The following is a 255-nucleotide window of genomic DNA, read 5'->3' on the forward strand; positions in this document are numbered from 1 at the left end:
CTCTCCCACACCCTGTCGAGTGCAGTACCATCGGCGCAGGTGAGCTTAGCTTCCGGGTTCGGAATGGGACCGGGCGTTTCCCCACCGCTATAACCGCCGTAACTCTATGAAACTATCCACACAAACGTGTGTTGTTTCAGATACCGCACAGTGGACGCGTAACACCTTCGTTGGTAAGCCCTCGGCCTATTAGTACCGGTCACCTCCACACATTACTGCGCTTCCAGTTCCGGCCTATCAACCCAATAATCTGTT

General features: G+C 54.1%; 2 rRNA genes. Both read right to left on the minus strand.

Annotated elements, in window-relative coordinates:
• Positions 1-101 (minus strand): 5S ribosomal RNA (gene rrf, locus IU476_RS37455); the annotation flags it as partial.
• Positions 102-169: 68 nt separating this feature from the next.
• Positions 170-255 (minus strand): 23S ribosomal RNA (locus IU476_RS37460); the annotation flags it as partial.

Source organism: Nocardia blacklockiae, from assembly GCF_015477355.1.
GTDB classification, from domain to species: Bacteria; Actinomycetota; Actinomycetes; order Mycobacteriales; family Mycobacteriaceae; genus Nocardia; species Nocardia blacklockiae.